The sequence below is a fragment of the Streptomyces sp. NPDC006655 genome, from assembly GCF_040703965.1.
Lineage (GTDB): Bacteria > Actinomycetota > Actinomycetes > Streptomycetales > Streptomycetaceae > Streptomyces.
Map to the genome: position 1 here is coordinate 87,381 of NZ_JBEYJU010000018.1, position 14,598 is coordinate 101,978.

General features: G+C 66.5%; 11 protein-coding genes and 1 pseudogene. 1 reads left to right on the top strand and 11 read right to left on the bottom strand.

Annotation, left to right across the window (positions count from 1 at the left end; genetic code table 11):
- Positions 1-23 precede the first annotated feature (23 nt).
- Both AB0958_RS13605 and AB0958_RS13610 read right to left on the bottom strand, forming a co-directional pair.
- Positions 24-230 (bottom strand): DUF397 domain-containing protein, encoded by a 207-nt coding sequence (locus AB0958_RS13605; RefSeq protein WP_366890561.1) that lies wholly within the window; start codon positions 228-230, stop codon positions 24-26.
- A complete protein-coding gene (locus AB0958_RS13610) occupies positions 227-1,093 on the bottom strand; it encodes a helix-turn-helix transcriptional regulator (RefSeq protein WP_366890562.1) in 867 nt (288 codons plus the stop codon). Before AB0958_RS13610 ends, AB0958_RS13605 begins: the two co-directional genes overlap by 4 nt.
- A 159-nt stretch (positions 1,094-1,252) precedes the next feature.
- On the opposite strand from AB0958_RS13610, the gene AB0958_RS13615 reads away from it, so the two are divergent.
- A complete protein-coding gene (locus tag AB0958_RS13615; protein WP_366890563.1) occupies positions 1,253-1,822 on the top strand; it encodes an ATP-binding protein in 570 nt (189 codons plus the stop codon).
- Here AB0958_RS13615 and AB0958_RS13620 read toward each other — a convergent pair.
- The 9 genes and pseudogenes from AB0958_RS13620 to AB0958_RS13660 form a co-directional block, all read right to left on the bottom strand.
- The gene (locus AB0958_RS13620) at positions 1,743-2,483 is read right to left on the bottom strand and encodes a SprT family zinc-dependent metalloprotease (protein WP_366890564.1); all 741 of its coding nucleotides are present in this window, start codon (positions 2,481-2,483) and stop codon (positions 1,743-1,745) included. The two genes, AB0958_RS13615 and AB0958_RS13620, sit on opposite strands and share 80 nt — an antisense overlap.
- 44 nt (positions 2,484-2,527) lie before the next feature.
- A complete protein-coding gene (locus tag AB0958_RS13625; protein ID WP_366890565.1) occupies positions 2,528-5,890 on the bottom strand; it encodes an HsdR family type I site-specific deoxyribonuclease in 3,363 nt (1,120 codons plus the stop codon).
- A 56-nt stretch (positions 5,891-5,946) separates the two neighbouring features.
- Positions 5,947-7,137, bottom strand: a complete 1,191-nt coding sequence (locus AB0958_RS13630) for a restriction endonuclease subunit S (protein WP_366890566.1) — start codon at positions 7,135-7,137, stop codon at positions 5,947-5,949.
- Positions 7,138-7,189: 52 nt separating this feature from the next.
- Complete coding sequence (locus AB0958_RS13635; protein WP_366890567.1) at positions 7,190-9,673, bottom strand: class I SAM-dependent DNA methyltransferase; 2,484 nt, start codon at positions 9,671-9,673, stop codon at positions 7,190-7,192.
- Positions 9,674-9,836: 163 nt separating this feature from the next.
- The gene (locus AB0958_RS13640) at positions 9,837-10,667 is read right to left on the bottom strand and encodes a restriction endonuclease subunit S (protein WP_366890568.1); all 831 of its coding nucleotides are present in this window, start codon (positions 10,665-10,667) and stop codon (positions 9,837-9,839) included.
- A 56-nt stretch (positions 10,668-10,723) separates the two neighbouring features.
- Positions 10,724-11,401: a hypothetical protein gene (locus AB0958_RS13645; RefSeq protein ID WP_366890569.1), complete on the bottom strand. Its 678-nt coding sequence runs from the start codon at positions 11,399-11,401 to the stop codon at positions 10,724-10,726.
- Positions 11,402-11,750: 349 nt separating this feature from the next.
- A complete protein-coding gene (locus AB0958_RS13650) occupies positions 11,751-12,650 on the bottom strand; it encodes a S1 family peptidase (protein WP_366890570.1) in 900 nt (299 codons plus the stop codon).
- A 229-nt stretch (positions 12,651-12,879) separates the two neighbouring features.
- Positions 12,880-13,691 (bottom strand): annotated as a pseudogene (locus tag AB0958_RS13655) (DUF1684 domain-containing protein).
- Entirely contained in the window at positions 13,688-14,518 is an 831-nt protein-coding gene (locus AB0958_RS13660; protein ID WP_366890571.1) for an LLM class flavin-dependent oxidoreductase, read from the bottom strand. The pseudogene AB0958_RS13655 and the gene AB0958_RS13660 overlap by 4 nt, the downstream one beginning before the upstream one ends.
- Positions 14,519-14,598 lie beyond the last annotated feature (80 nt).

A 14,598-nucleotide genomic window follows, 5' to 3' on the forward strand; every position in this document is an offset into this window, starting at 1 on the left:
GATGAAAGCGGGCGAGGCGTACGTCAGTGGTCGACGGCATATGAGATGAAGGCAGCCCACCCCTGCGGGTCGAAGGCCAGTCGGGAGCCCTGGGTATGCTTCGAGTCACGTACGTGGACAATGCCAGGGGTGGAGGCGACTTCGACGCAGGCAGCGCCGTCGGGATTGCTGTGGCTACTCTTGAACCACTCCAACTCGATGCCGTCACCGGCCAAGCGCTTCAGACTCATGTCTCTCCAAGCAGTTTCTCAATGAAGGCCAGCGACTCTCGTGGTGGGAGGGCCTGTGCTCGGATGATCCCATAACGTAGCTCAAGGATCTGGACCTCCTTTCGGTCTGAGGTCAAGCGGCTGACGAGCTGAATGTCGCTGTGCGCCACGGTAGCGCCCTTATTCAGTCTCAGCAGATGGAAGGGGCCGTCGAGACCGGCGTTGTCCTCGCGGTCGAGGGGCAGCACCTGGATCTCCACGTTCCGCATCTGCCCTACCTCCAACAGCCGTTCGAGCTGCTGACGCAACACCATTCTGCCTCCGACCGGCCGTCGCAAGGCAGCCTCATCATGAACGAAGTTGAACGCCGGAGTCGTCTGCTTTCCGTCGATAATCCTCTGCCGGGCGAGCCGAGCAGTGACCAAGCGTTCTACCTCACATTCAGTGAACGCAGGCCGCCGCGAGCCGAACACGGCCAGCTGGTACTCCTCCGTCTGTAGGAGCCCGTTGACGACGGAGTTGTCGTAGGCGCAGATCTCGACGGCCTCCGCCTCCAGCTTGGCCAGATCCCGGACCTTCTTCGGATACCGAGCCTCCTCGACGTCCTCCTTCAGCCCAACGATCACCCCACCCGCGTCGAGTGCATGGTCGGCCGCCTCCAGGAACTGCTCGCTCGGCGCCCGCCGCCCCCGTTCCACCGAGGACACCTGCTCCTCGCTGTAGCCGATTGCCGCCGCCAACTCAGCCTGAGTCAGCCCCCTCCGCTCCCGGGATTTCTTGATGACCCGTCCGATCGTCCGCAGTGCGGCCGCCGCTTCCTCATCGTCACCACCGTACGCCTCCGTCCCGTCACTGCCTCGCGCTCCCTGCTCCGTCGCGCCCACGCTGTCGACACCTCCTTGTACCGCCCGTTCCCAACTCCGCACCGGCGTACGGTGTCACGCATCACCGCCCGGACAGCCCCGGACAGCGACCCGGACAGCGACGCCGCGTACCCCCGACGTCACTGTTCACGGTAGTCACAGATGGCCACGCTGAGTGACATGAACGACGACATTGCCCACCCGACCGCCGCCCGTCCCGACCTCAGTCAAAGCACCAGCCTCACAGAGAACTTCAGCATCCAGCTCTCGACCACACCGAGAGGCGCCCGCCTCGCGCGTCATCTGGCCGCTGGGCAGATCGACGGCTGGGGCTGGCCGTACGACACTGAGGGAAACCGGACGGCCGCGCTGCTCGTGGCCGAACTCGCCACGAATGCGGTACAGCACGGCCGGGTGCGGGGCCGAGACTTCCGCCTGCGGCTCACCCTGTATCCAGAAAATGCCACACTCCGTATCGAACTCACGGACCCCCGCATCGACCGTCGCCCGCCGACCGTAGACCCAGTCCAACCGCCCCCACCGGAGGTGGAATCAGGGCGCGGTCTTCTCCTCGTCGAGGCACTGGCCACCCGCTGGGGGACGACATGTGGAGACCCCTACACGAAGACGGTCTGGTGCGAAGTCACCCTCGACAAGCGGCCTGATGCCCTTACTCCGGGAGCCACACCGACGCCCCCCACTCGTCCACAGCGGCTCGGCGGGTACCGTAGTCGGGCAGGGCACGGGTGACCAAACGCCAGAAGGCCGGGGAGTGGTGAGGCTCTCGCAAATGGGACAGCTCGTGGACAATCACGTAGTCGACGAGCGGGACGGGAAGCTGCATCACTGCCCAGTGGATGTTGACGATCCCGCGGTCCGAGTCCCGATGCGAGCAGGAGCCCCAGCGGTAGCCAAGGGGACGGACGACGAGGTCGGCGGGCGGGGCGGCCAAGATCGCGGCCCAGTGGGCCACACGGGCGGGCAGCCGCTGCTGCCCCCGCTCGATGTACCAGGCGACTAGATCGGCAGCGGCCGTACCAGCTGCCCTGCGGTCCTCTCGCAGCTGGAACCAGCCGTTCGTCAGGGCCACTGGGCGAGGTGCCTCGGCCACGATCCGCAGTCGGTGGCTGCGCCCCAGGTAATGGAAGCCGTCGCCGTTGGCGAAGGTACGGTTGGGACGCTTCGCAGCCTGTTCGGTCCGCGCGCCGGCCTTCTCGTACAACCAGGGCAGCCTGCCTCGGAGCAGTTTCTCCAGCTTCGTACGGTCCGCGTCTGGCGGTACAGCCGCGACGATCCGGGCGTCGCGGTCGACCGTCACCCGGACGCTCCGGCGCCCAGGGACGGGACAGACCACGACGACGAGGCCGCCGACGTGGAGCGGTTCCGAGTGCTCGGCCGGGGTGTCACGCATGGCAGTCGCGGCTGTGGTGCGAGGGGACGTGCATAGCTGAAAAGCTACAGGTCTCTCCTGTTATGTTGGATGATCTCCCGCACCGCCGGGGCGAGGCTGTCGGCGAACGCGCTGGTAAGTTCACTGACGGCGAGGGCCATCCAGATGTCGCTCTGGAGATCGTGCATGGCGGCCGGGTTGTGGAAAAGATCCTTACGGACACTGTGGCGCACCGCGATCGTCCTAACCTCCCGGGCCAAACCGACCAGCTTCGCCCTAACTCCGTCGGCGATGACGCCGTCCGTGAGGACCGTGGTGAGCTGCTGGTAGACGGCCTGTTCAGCCCGGGTGAGGACGCGCACATCCTCGGGCAGTCCGGCGTCCCGGCCCTCGGCGATGTCTCGGGCCTCCTGGGTAAGTCCGTCGAAGGCCTCGACCTGCTTCGCCCAGTTGTCGGCGTGATCCTCCAGCACCCTCTCCAAGCTGCGGCGCAGCTTGTCATAGGCGACAGGGTTCTCACCGAGGTGCAGGTCGATGTGGTGGAGAAGGGCGTGGTGCATCGCGGACGCCTTGGCACGGTCGCCCGGCATCCGGCCGACAACCGCGCCGAACTCGCCGGAGGTGAGGCGGGTCGGCTTTATCGTCCGTTCCACGCCCAGGGACCGGACGTGCTCGTCGATCAGTTCGGCGACGCGTTCGCCGTAGGCCCGGGGGTCGAAGCCGTCGTCCGCCTCGCTGAAGCGCTGGGCAGCGGCCTGGGCGACAAACGTGAACAACCTGGCCGCCGCCTGGTAACGGCGCGTGACCGGGCGGGGCATGAGGATGTCAAGGGTGTGCAGGAACTTTCGCAGTAGTTTGCGGTAGTCAATCCGCCGTTCCTCGTCCTCCAACGTGTCCACGAGCCGATGGACGGCGGCCGTGTCCTTTGAGTCGACCAGTTTGTCGCCGTCGTTGAGGCCCAGGTGGTGCCGTACAGCGTGATACTGGCTTTCCAGCAGCTTCTCCAGCGGCCCGAAGTCAAGCGGCTTGCCCTCCGCCTCGTCCTCGGCGTACCTCTCCATGGCCTCCCTGAGAGCCTTGGCGACGCCCGCATAGTCGACGACGTACCCGGCCTTCTTCGTCTCGCCGTAGGTGCGATTGACGCGCGCGACGGCCTGGAGGAGTTCCGCCTCACGCATCCGCCGATCCAGGTACATGACCTGTTCGATCGGGGCGTCGAAGCCGGTGAGAAGCATGGTACGGACGATGAGGACGGCGACGGGCCGGGAGTCCGGAGTGAGGTCGGCCGGGTCGGGGAACGGCGCGAGGAACGCCTCGATCGCCTTCTCATGCGCCCCGCCGTCGGACCAGGCAGCCCACTCCGGGTCATCTCCCTCTCCAGGGGAGATCACCGGCACGAAGTCGATCACCTTGAGCAGGGCCAGCTTGCGGTACGCGGCAACCATCAGTCTCTGCCGGGGTGTGCGATCCTCCGGCGGGGTGTCCTGAGCCTTTTCAAGCACGCGGGCCGGTGACTTGGCGGCCTTCTCGACCTCGGCAACCAGTTCGTTCCGCGCGTCGTCAAGGGCCTCCCGGTACCGTACGGCGATGCCGCGCGAGTGGGCGACGACCTGCGCCTTGAAGCCGTCCTTGAAGGCGCCTTCCACGTAGTGGCGTAGCATATGTCGGGCCTTGCGGCGGATCATGTCGTCGGCACCGAGTACGGCCGACGCCTTCGCGTACCGCTTCGCGATCTCGTCGTACTGCTCGTCGCTGAGGTACTCGAACTCTTCCCGGACCGCCTCGTCGAGGTCTTCGCCGTCGGCCACCACACCCTTGGCGATGTGTCCCTCGTAATAGATGGGGACGATGGCCTCGTCGTCCTCGGCGTCCTTCAGTCGGTAGATGTCGATGAACTCACCGAAGGTGGTGGCGGTCAGTTTCCGCTCGTTCATGAGGATCGGAGTGCCGGTAAAGCCGATGCGAGCGGCGTTCGGGAGAGAGTCGACCAAGTTCTGATGGAGTGCCGAACTGTGCGAGCGGTGCGCTTCATCGACGAGGATGAGGATGCCGTCCCGATCGTTTATCAGACCCCAGCCTGGGGTTTTGTCATGGGTGATCGAGTCGGCCGTGTTCTGCCTAGCCTTCTCCGCGTCCCGCTGCTTCTGGATCATGACGAAGACCAGACCGGCGTTCTCCAGCCCAAGCGTCTTCGGCACGTCAGAGGCACGGGTGATGATGTCCGGCTTCTCCCCCGCAAGCAGCGCCGTCTCCGACAACTGCTTCTGCAACTGCCGGCGGTCGGTCACGACGACCACCTTGAAGTGCCCGAGCCCGGGGGTGGAGCGCAGCTTCCGCACCAGAAAGACCATGGTCAGCGACTTTCCCGATCCTTGGGTGTGCCAGATGATGCCGCCGCGTTTGTCGTCCTTGCCGTGTACGGCCTTTGTCTCACCCTTGAGTAGCCGCTCAACCGCCTTATGGACGGCCCGATACTGCTGATAGCGCGGCCCAATCTTGACACGCCGGGTCACCCCCCGGGCAACCTCGACATCCTTGAAGACGACGAAGTTGCGGACTATGTCGAGCAGTCTGTGCGGGTGCAGGGCCCCGGCAGCGAGCACCTTCTGGGCGGAGGCGAAAGCGTCGTCCTCCTGGTACTCGGTCTTGGCGATCTTTTTCGGGTCAAGCGGGTAACAGTCCTTCCACACCACGTAGTCCTGGCGCCGTGCTGTGAATGTCCCGAGCAGGGCGGTGTCCCCTGTGGTCGCCACGGTCAACTGCACAGTACGGAAGAGCTGTTCACTCCCCTCCGGGACAGCGGACTCACGGTGTTGGTTGGCGTACCGTCGCAACTGCCCGACCGCTTTGAAAAGGTCCCCGTCCCCCGCCTTCAGCTTCTTGCACTCGACGACGACAAGAGGGATGCCGTTCACGAACAGCACGAGGTCGGCAACGATCCGCTTCGGGCTGCCGTCCTCGTTCCGGGCACCGGGAACCGTCATGGGGAACTGGGAGACGACGAGGAAGTCATTGTTGTCCGGCGTCTCCCAGTCGATGAACCGCACCTTGCGCGCCCGGCCTCCGTCCCACCCCGGTACCCCTTCGACCTCGGCACCTTCGGTCAACGCCTGCGTGGCCGCCTCATTCGCAGCGACGAGCCCCCCGCCGACCTCCCCGCCTCTGGCGAGCCTCGAGATAGCTACAGCAGCCCGGGCATCGTCCACCCAACTGGCTCCATCTGGGGTCTTGTTGAGCTGTTCTAGCTTGCGCCTGAGGATGCCGCTGAGGATGGCCTCATCCGTGTTCGGCCGAACGTACGGCTCATCCGCCCCCGGCTCCTGCAACTCCGCGCCCTTGATCCCGACGACGTGCCGCCAGCCCATGGTGGGGTGCGTGAGCTGGGCGATGAGGGGGGCCTCTACGTACTTGTACTCGGGGCCGGACATCGGTGGTGCGGTCTCCTTTGATGATTAGGGAACGTGGGCTTGGGAACGCAAGGGGGTTACACTCCGACTCGGGTGTCGCCGCTCAGAAGGTCGGTCATGAGGGACTTCTTCAACAACCCCAGCTTGCCGATCTCCGTATGCCGTCTGCCGCGTTCCTCACTCACCGCAGCTGACTTGCTCAGCACATCAGCCTGCAAGGCCTTTGACGGCCATGGGACAACCAGGTTCCTGATCGACTCCTGGCTAATGTTCTTCATGCTATTACTCGTTCCTGTGGCGGCAATCTCGATCTGCTTTCGCAATTCAGGTTGCCGTAGAAGCAACGCCAGAAATCCCGGGTCGCCTGCATCGCACATAACGAGTCGGAGCGTTTTGTCACTCAGCATCAGGCCAGAACGTACCCGCTCAACTACGCACGCCGTGCCCACAAGTTCAGGCGTGTTCGCGCGGGTCATCAGCAAGTCCCCAGGCCGTACCTCGGTTGACGAATCGATCAGCGATGGATCATCAACTCGCTTGTTCTCGCGCGGTCGAAATCCTTCACGTCCGACTGCGCTGACCTTGAGGACGCCCCACTGTCCCTCGCCTGCCGGCTTGTCTTCTAGGTCTGGGCTGTGTCCAGCCTCAATCGACTCAAGCAAGGATCCGACAGTGGTGATACGGAATCCCCCGGCCTCCTCCCCGACCCTTCGATCCAGTCTGGAGACCTCAGTCTCTCGAAGAGGACGCAGCGCATCAGCCAATGCCGCCTCCAGCAGTGCATTGCCAGTGACTCGAAGCTTCGCCGTCTCCGCGCTCAGAGCCTTGATCCGCGAATCGACCTCGTCAAGAATTTCCGCGATCTTCCGCTGCTCCGCCAGCGGCGGAAGCATGACCTCGATCTTTTGGAAATCGCCGTATCGCACCGCCCCTCGCCGGTCCACCGACGCCTGGTCATGAGCGCCGTAGACATTGACCATCTCGTCGCTTTTTAGAACGCGGTACATGAAGTCGACGTCTACTTCAGGGCCGCATGAGAAGACCGTGTACACAGGACTGACGCACCCCATGTCGACCAGCTTTTGCAGCCCGATGGAGCCTTCGGCCAGGTGATTCGTCGCGTACGCAAACCATCCTCTGCGTACCAGTTTGTAGCCGGAGATGTCGTCGCTGTAGATCTGCCGGTTTTTGAAGTACTCGTCCGATCGGACAAGACCGTGGTACTTCGTTGACGAAAGAACGACGGCACGGTCGGCGAGATCACCCACCCGAACGCTCTCCTCTCGCGTCACGTCACCAAGCGCGACCCGCCTCCATCCTTCACGCATACCCCAGCTCCTTCAGGTACCCCTTAAGCCGCCGAGCTGAAGCCTCCCGTTCCTCCTCCAACTGCTCAAGCGTCACCGCGTACTTCTCCCCCCACGTGCGGAACACAGCCACCAGCGCCCGCCGGTCCACGGCGACGAATCTGTCCATGCGCGCTCGCAGATCAGCCCGCAGGAATCCGAGGACGACCTCCCGCGCTTGGTCACCCGTCAGTGCCCCCGCCGCCCGCCTCAGCTCACTGACAAACGACGCCTTGATCTCGGCGAGTTCGAGCTTCGCGTCCTTCAACTTCTTCTTCAGCGCGGCAAGTTCCTTAGCGGAAAGCACGTTGGACAGGTCCAGCTCTTGCTCCTCGTCCTCCGCGTCGCCATCGCCCCCTGCCTTCGGAGACTTCTTCGGCGGCGACCCCGCCTTCACCTCGGCGTCGAGTTTGGCAACCAGCGCCTCAGCCGTCTCCAGCCGTTCCACATACTCAGGAATCAGCTCCGGGACCAGCCGGTGTTCCCGAGCCTTGCGTGCGGCGGCCCGCGCCCGGGCCTTTGTCTTCGCGTCAGCCTTACCCGGAGGCTCCTCGAAAGCGGACTCGATGCTGCGGACCCAGCCGTCCACCAAACCCTTGAAGCCCTTCTCCATCAGTACGCTCACGTCGTTACGGGTGTCGAACCACCATGCTGCGACTGTGCCCGCCAACTGATGCCTGTCCAAAACCCCGGCCGGCTCCAGAGCTTCGGTGAAGGTAGTGAGCAGCTCCTCACGGGCCTTCGCCCGCTGTTTCCGCATCGGCAACTCCACGAGTCGCGCCTGGTGCTCCTCCCACCACTCGTCGAACGCCTCGGCGAGGATCCTCTCCCGTTCCTCCGCAAGCCCCGGAATCCGCGCCGCCGTCGCCTCGTACCCTTCTTCCAGGAAGTCAACGTAGTCGGCGTCTCCTGCCCGCTTTTGAAAAAGCGAGCCCTCCGCGTCGATCCCGAAGGCCGCGAACAGCTCCGCCCGCTCTTTGATCTCGCTCCTCGGCACGCCCCCGTATAGGTGCGCCCGTACGTCCTGTGGTTCCGGCGCTGGTGTGTTGTCGACGTACCGCCGGATGTTGAGGTTGTAGCCGTTGTCGGCTAGTTCCTCGAAGGGGACGACACGGGCGAAACCGGGGATGGTCTTCCACGCCTCGTACGCGGAGACGATCTTCTCGGCGTGCTGCGCCTCTAGAAGGTTCTGAGTTCGACCCGCGGTCATCTCCCGGTCGGCGTTGATGAACAGCACTCCGTCACGCCGGCCCTCCGGTGTGCCGTCCCGGCCGCGCAGCACCAGGATGCACGCCGGGATTCCGGTGCCGTAGAAGACGTTAGGGCCGATACCGATGACGGCCTCCAGACGGCCGGCGTCCACGATCCGCTGCCGGATCCTCTCCTCCTCGCCGCCCCGGAAAAGCACGCCGTGCGGCATGACACACGCGGCGATGCCGTCGGTCTCCAGCACGGCCAGCACGTGCTGGACGAACATCAGGTCGGCCTTCTTACCCGACTCGGGCGTCCAGCCGTAGGACATCCGCTCAGGGAACCGCATCCCCTCCCTGCGGTAGTTCTGCGCGAAGGGGGGGTTCGTGAGGACCCTGTCGAACCGCTGGAGGCGACCATCCACCGCATGCTTCGGTTCGGCGAGCGTGTCCCCGTGATGGATGACGCCGTCAGCCACACCGTGCATGAGCAGGTTCATACGGGCCATCGCCCAGGCGCTGCCATTGTCCTCCTGCCCGTACACCGACAAGTGGGACTCGTCACCGCCGTGCTCCTGGACATACTCCTTGGCGAGGATCAGCATGCCCGCCGAGCCGCAGCACGGGTCGTAGACGGACATGCCAGCCTGCGGCTTGACCAACTGGTTCATCATGCGGATGACGGATCGAGGCGTGTAGAACTGGCCGCCCTTCTTGCCACCCTCGTCAGCGAACTCCCCGATCAGATACTCGTAGGCGTGCCCAAGCAGGTCCGGGAACTCAAAGTCGTCGTTGCTGAGCCGGTACTGGCTGAAGTGGTCGATCAGCTGCTGGATGACTGGCTTGGTCAGGCGGGTATTGCCGCTTCGGGCCTCGGTGAAGCTGATGTACGACAGGACTCCGTCGAGGGCCTGGTGGTTTGTGGCCTCCAGTTCAGCAAGGGCCACATTCAGCGCGTTCGCGGGGTCAGTGCGGGACTCCTTCGCCGCGATCGTTGACCAACGCGAGACGTGAGGAACGTAGAACTCGTGCGCCTTGTACGCCGCGCGGGCCTCGGCCAGACGCGTAGCCTGCTCCTCGGTCCGCCCCTCCGCCACCAACTGCTTGATCTTGGCAGCTCGCGCCACATCAAACTGGTCGGACGCCCTCTTCAGAAACAGCAGCCCGAAGATGTAGTCCTGGTACTGCGCGGCGTCCATCTTCCCGCGCAGAATGTCCGCGGCGGCATAAAGATGCCGCTCCAGCTGCGGCAACGTGAGCTGTGCCACTGATGCCCTCTCTCCTTGTGTCGCATGCCACAGGACACATGAAACCCTGTGCAGTCCCCGAGCCTCCGTCCACGCGTGGACGGTCCGGCCCCAGCCTAGAGGCGCCCGCTGACAGTCGAGGTCGGGACGCCCTGCCGATCACCGTGCCGGGAAAACCACGACTCTACGACAAGCGGCTGGTACGACGAGTCCGTACCAGCCTCACCCTGTTGGGCGGCACTGCCGGAACACCCGACGCCCGCGACGCCGAAGCGCCGCCGAACGCCCAGCCCCTCGGAACCCCGCTCGTATCCAGCTCCTCGAACTCGTCCGCAAGCATCCGTCCGAGCATCCCCTCTTTCTGGGCCCCGAGCTTGCCGATCATGCGGTGATAGAGATCCATCTGTTCCCCCACCTCCCGCAGCGCCTTCGCCATCAGCTTCTGCCGGTGCATAGGTGGCAGGAACACTGGCAGGTCCCTGAGCACGCCCGCCGTCAACATCGGCACCGTACCCAGATGGGCCCGAGATACCATATGGTCCGCCACAGGCGGATGCGCCAGGTATGCCGCGAGGAAACTGGGTTCTACGCGCTCCGAGTCCGGGCGCAACCTGATGCACGACGAGTGGTACACCAACATGCCGGGCGGGGCGGAGACCCATCCGCCGCGTGCGGCGCCGTCGACGAGCCCGACGCGGCCGACCGCGCCGAGACGTACGACGACAATGTCCCCCGGCAGCAGCCGGAAACGCGCCAGGAACTCGTCCCCTGGCGTCCCGGGCAATCGTCGTAGCCCCGGTACGGCCACTCCCCCGGCATCGGTGATGTCCGCCGGGGTGACCACTGCCGGTCCCTTGCCGTCCAAGGTGAGCGGCGGGAGTAGATCGCTCGACGGGCTGGGCGCGACCTCGCAGACGTCGCCCAGCAAGACACCCGCCATGCCCCCGCCATCCGTGGCGCGCGCGCCCGCTTTGCCCTTCGTGTCGGACCTACGCATCGCACCGCCGAGAGCCATGCCCTCTCCCTTCCGAATGGACTCGCCACCCTTCGAGCCCAGCGAGGTCCGAGGCGTCACGCCGCACCTCCTACGACGCGAGGACAGACACCCGGCCGGTTCGCCAAGAGGTGCGGTAGAGCCGTATCAGCCGCCTCCATCCGCCGCGCCACGACCGTCGAGACGTACCCGACGGCGGTGAGGACCGAGTCCCGGTCTTCCGCCAGCTCGCGATCGCCTACGGGCTCCTGGTGCGCCACCATGTTGCGGAGCGAGCGCAGGTCGTCGAGCCGCTCCCACAAGGGCCGACGCCTGCCCCGGTAACCGGGGAAACCGGCTGCCATGGGACGCCACAGCTGCGTCTCGTAGTCCTGTCCACTGCCAAGTAGCGCAACCCAGAACCCAAGGGTCAGCTCCCGCACCACCGCCTCGGGCGTCACAGGAAGCCCAGCCCGCCGGAGCCTCTCCGCCGCGCGCTCGATCTTCTGGCGGGTGCCGTAAGTGAGCCGCAGCTCAGGCGCCTCCCACCAGTCCGCGCGGCGGTAGTGGACAGACAGTCGCACAGAGATCGCACCGCGCAAGACGTTCTCCAGGCCTCGCAGCAACTCGTACATAGCCTTTGCGGTGGACGTCTCCCAGTCGTGCCACTCCAGCGGCTGGCGACAAGTAGCGGAGCAAGTGACGCCATGCGGCGTGTACCGCAGTGCGTCGAGAACGCGGATGAGGTGCAGGTCGTCGTCCGTGGCGCAGTGCATGGCAGTCCCCCGAAGGTCCGTGTTGCCCTTCCAAGCGGCGGGACCTACGATGGCGACTGTAAGCCCCGGTGTGTGCCTCTGCATGCAAGCGCCCCGGGGCGCAACTATGCCCGGGCAGCCCTCACCGCACCAGGTTCGGGCGTCTCATCGCACGCGTGAGCCCATGGAGAAACGTAGCTGCTTTGGCCTCAACTATCAAACACTTAGCGCCGCCACGGGTATACACATACACAACGAAGCAATCTGAAGTGGTCGACGCAGTGCAGTCAATCCGGGTTCTTACAAGAGAAAGCCCCCGCACGCGGGCGCGTACGGGGGCCGGCGCCGGGAGCCGATCCCGGGCGGATCGTCAGCCGATGCTCACGCCGTAGTAGCTCAGCGCCTCGGTGACCGGCTGGAAGAAGGTCGTACCGCCGGAGGTGCAGTCGCCGCTGCCGCCGGAGGTCAGACCGTAGGCCACGGAACCGCCGTAGAGCGGGCCGCCGCTGTCGCCGCCCTCGGCGCAGACCGTGGTCTGGATCAGACCGGAGACGATGTCACCGCTGCCGTAGTTGACGGTGGCGTTGAGCGCGGTGACGCGGCCGCTGTGCGTGCCGGTGGTCGAACCGCGGCGGTACACCGTGGTCCCGACGCTCGGCGTGGCCGCGCTGGAGATGGTCTGGCTGCCGACCGCGCTCGGGTGCGCGATCGAGCTGTTGGTGTACCTCACCAGCGCGAAGTCGTTGCCCGGGAAGCTGTAACCGACGTTGGTGCCCAGGACCGTGCTGTGACTGGAGTTGCTGTACCAGGTGGAGGCCACCTGACCGCAGTGCCCGGCGGTCAGGAAGTAGTACGTGCTGCCGCTGTGCACGTTGAAGCCGAGCGAGCAGCGGTAGGCGCCGCCGTAGATGGCGTCGCCGCCGCTGATCAGCTTCTTGAAGGTGCCGGGGGTGCGCTTGATGGTGAGCGCACCGGAGTTGGCGCCCGCCTGCCGCTTGATCCTGGCGATCTCGGCGCTGGAGACCGTGGAGTCGGCGGTGACGACGACACGGCCGGTCTTGCTGTCGACGGACCAGGCGGTGCCGGGCACGTCGGCCTTCAGGACGGAGCTGTTCACGGCCTTCAACTGGGTGGCGCTGAAGGTGTGGACGTCGCTCGCGCTCGCGGTGGGGACGGCGAACGCTGCCGCGGCCAGGAAGCCGGTGCCCACGGCGATCAGCCGGGTCCGTCTCGAGATGCCGCTGCGGGGGGTCGTGCGCTTGATCCTCACTTGTCGTTCCCTCCCAGGGGAAGTCGGGGGCCCGCGTGGGGTCGGGGCCCGTGAGGCGCAGCCAGGGGGGACGTCCGGATTCCGGACACGCAATGCCCCTGACAAGCGCTGTGGGGGAGTATTCGGGCGATCGGCCGGTAGCCGCAAGGGCGCCTTTCGGCCGTGCGGACGTGAGTGAACTGTGGTGCATTTGTGCGATATTGACCCGGTAGCCCCCCCGTCGTCTCCCTCAGCCCAGCCGGCGCTCCCCCGCCTCGACGGCGACGCCCAGGGTGTTCCCCGGGGGCGGGAAGGGGCAGATGAAGTGGTCCGCGAAGGCGCACGGCGGCAGTTGGGCCCGGTTGAGGTCGACGGTGGTGGAGCCGTCGGCGGCCGGGGCGGCCGAATAGAGGAACCTGAACCGGAAACTGCTGTGGCCGCTGGTGCGGTCGGCGAACACCGCCCACAGCCGCCCGTCGGCCTGCTCGGCGACCTGGAGCGCCCGTTCCTCACCCGCCAGGGTGAAGGCGAGTTCACCGGCGAGCACCAGCACGCGCTCCCGGCCGTCCGCGTTGCCGACCCGGACGGAGCGCCGGTCGTCGTACGGCGTGAAGCGGCCCGGTACCGACCAGCGCGGGTCGTAGGGGGTGGCGTCGATGCCCCGGAACGCACGGCGCGCCTCGGCGGCCGGGTCGTAGTCCCGCATCCCCCAGACGTCTTCGCGGACCAGCACGACCAGGTGGCGCTCGCCGAGCGTGACGCGGGCCGCCGGTTCGCGGTCGGCGGCGAGCCTGATCTGCCCGGCGAAGGGCTCGCCGTCCAGGGCCAGGCCGTCGTCCTCGGCCGCGGTGAGGACCACTCCGTCACCGTCGGCCGTCCAGATCCCGGGAACGTTCGGAAGACGGCCGTCCGGATGGTCCTCGATCATGGGGGTACCCCCAGGCCGTTCAGGCACTGGGGGAGCGTGCCGACGAGGGCGAGCGGCCCGTAGGGCGCCGACACCTGCTCCGCGCGCTGCTCGTGCCAGCGCTTCCAGTCGCCGGACGCGTCGTCGATCGTCATATGAACAACCCTTTCCCTTCGTTGGCCATGCTTCGGGCGAGGCCCAGGTGCTCGCGCAGGGTGCTGCCCGGATAGAAGGTGCGGAACAGACCGCGGTGCTGGAGGAGGGCCACGGTCCCGTTGACCAGCCGCTCCAGGTCCCGGCGGGGTTCGGCGGGGACGAGGTGGAAGCCGTCGGTGGCGCCCTCGCCGTGCCAGCTCGCGATCAGCTCCGCCAGGTCCACCGGACCGCCCCGGTACAGCGGGCCCTGCACGGTCTGCCGGGGCCCGCCGCCGCCGTGCCCCGGCTCGGCCGCCCGCTCCCCGTCCCCCAGATCCACCATCAGACTCACCAGCACCCGCAGCGCTTCCGGGTCCCGCCCGAACTCCTGCGCCTGGGAGCGCAGCTCGTCCCGTACGAGGGCGGCCTGCGCGGAGCTCGCGGCCCGCACCAGGGCCACATCGGCGTACCGGGCGGCCGGGCGCCGGGCGGCCTCCTCGGTGGCGTCGGCCACCCGCACCGGGAACGCCCCGGCGGGTCCCGGCTCCGGCTGCCCGCTCCACCAGCCGGCCCGGCCCCCGCTGACCCGGTCGAGGTGGACAGCGGCCCCCGGCGGGGCGGTCACCAGGGGCACCAGCCCGATCCGCCGGGTGGCCGGGGCCACCCGCGCCAGCACGGTCACCGGGTCGCTCTCCGCCCACCCGAACCGGCCGTCGAGCGTCACGAAGTCCAGCCCGCCGCTCTCGGCCAGCCGCACCAGCTCGACGTAACGCTCGGCGTCGAACACGCCGACCTGGTCCACCGCGGCGGCCAGATGCAGCAGCCCCCGGCCGTACGAGCCGGTCACAGGACACCAACCTCTCCGAGAACCACGGAAAACTCCTCCTTCTCGCCGGACGGCGCAACTCGCGACGGGACTTCGCAACG

Excerpts from the sequence above, each read along its gene's own strand:
- AB0958_RS13615 (WP_366890563.1), top strand. The coding sequence starts at position 1,253 with ATGAACGACGACATTGCCCACCCGACCGCCGCCCGTCCCGACCTCAGT.
- AB0958_RS13620 (WP_366890564.1), bottom strand. The coding sequence starts at position 2,483 with ATGCGTGACACCCCGGCCGAGCACTCGGAACCGCTCCACGTCGGCGGC.
- AB0958_RS13605 (WP_366890561.1), bottom strand. The coding sequence starts at position 230 with ATGAGTCTGAAGCGCTTGGCCGGTGACGGCATCGAGTTGGAGTGGTTC.
- AB0958_RS13640 (WP_366890568.1), bottom strand. The coding sequence starts at position 10,667 with ATGGCTCTCGGCGGTGCGATGCGTAGGTCCGACACGAAGGGCAAAGCG.
- AB0958_RS13625 (WP_366890565.1), bottom strand. The coding sequence starts at position 5,890 with ATGTCCGGCCCCGAGTACAAGTACGTAGAGGCCCCCCTCATCGCCCAG.
- AB0958_RS13645 (WP_366890569.1), bottom strand. The coding sequence starts at position 11,401 with ATGCACTGCGCCACGGACGACGACCTGCACCTCATCCGCGTTCTCGAC.